This window comes from Rhizobacter sp. P2_H3, from assembly GCF_056403355.1.
The window spans coordinates 1-1,353 of the sequence record NZ_JBFUFQ010000485.1; the positions used below are offsets into that span (position 1 = coordinate 1).

The following is a 1,353-nucleotide window of genomic DNA, read 5'->3' on the forward strand; positions in this document are numbered from 1 at the left end:
GCCGCGCCCCTTGTCCCCCGTCAGCATCGCGGGCCCAACGCTGAACCAACAGCCTAATCGCGTGGCCGCTTGCAGCTCTGCGGCTCCACCCGRAAACCAGTGCATGACAGGCAATCCCACCAAACCAGCCTGGGCAAGCAGTTCGAGCGTTCGCCCAGCCGCTCCACGCGAATGGATACTGATGACCCTACCCCCCTGACGAGTGCACTCGGCAAGGACTGCTCGAAAGATGCGTTCCTGCAGAGCAAGGCTCGTTCGGAATCGAGGCGATCCATCCAGGCCAACTTCGCCGATGAATCGTGCTCCAGCCACGCCTCCGACGAGTGCATCGACCTCCTTGGCTTTCGCCTCCGCCACTTCTGGATGCAGCCCCAGGCCCACCTTGATGTTCTGCAGGCCTGAGAACACCCGCGAGGTGGCAGTGTAGGCGCGGGGACTGGTGGTCACGACAAGAGTGAACTCGTTGCGCTCGTTGACCTCACGCGCCAGCGCCAGTCCGTCTTGGTAGAGGTCGAGATGGGAGTGGAAGTCAATCACAGGACATGATGGTTGCGAAGGAGGCGACCCAACTCAGCCAATCCACGTTCAACAACGCCTTCAAAACCTGCACGCTGAAGGGAGCTAGCGAAGGCGAACTGCCCCGCCGTGAAGGCCCTAACGCCCACCTCCTCGACCTTCAATATTGCGGTGGCGACCGCAGCCACGTCGTTGGGCCCCTTGTCGGGCTGCGCGGCCTTTAGATCAGCAAAGTGGTAGGCCGCGGTGGTGTCGACGTTGCCCGAGCATAGGAAGGCCGATCGCCGGACCAAGCAGGGCACGCAACGACCACAGTGCTTCAAACCATAGACTGCATACCGGCCGCAACTTGTCGACTGCCCCGCCAGCGCAGCCAAGCGGGGCCTGTCGAGACATCTGCTCATCATCTCCCCTTTAGTCATCGCTGCGTAAGGCAGGCGCAACTCAGCAGGAATGCCCAACTGGGACCAAATGGCTTGAAGGCGACGCATGAACACGGGGTGGGTGGTCTTCGTACTCAGGCTGCCAACTCGTCCAGCGTTCAGCGGAACGTTCAAGCTGATTAAGCCATTCTCTGGCACGAACACTTCAACTGAAGCACTGTCAGTTCCATCCGCGTGGCTGTCGGCGGCAAGGGCAGCAAAGGCGAAGAACACGATAGACCTACCGCGAGTGGAGCCCTCTCCTTCGCGCTGCGGCTTCAACCAGATGTTCTGATTCCACTGAAGATGGCGGCCACCGCCGCCTAGTGTCTGCGCATACAAGACCTGGGTATCAGAGTCACCCTTAGCGATGTGGGACACGAAGATTGGTGAACGCCCGTCCACGGTCAGGTCG

General features: G+C 60.8%; 1 protein-coding gene and 1 pseudogene. Both read right to left on the reverse strand.

Annotated features, from left to right (window positions below; genetic code table 11):
• Nucleotides 1-537: TatD family hydrolase (locus AC1D1T_RS32520; RefSeq protein ID WP_477993478.1), on the reverse strand; the 537-nt coding region annotated here is incomplete at its 3' end.
• Nucleotides 534-1,353 (reverse strand): annotated as a pseudogene (locus AC1D1T_RS32525) (Qat anti-phage system QueC-like protein QatC); the annotation flags it as partial. The gene AC1D1T_RS32520 and the pseudogene AC1D1T_RS32525, both read right to left, overlap by 4 nt.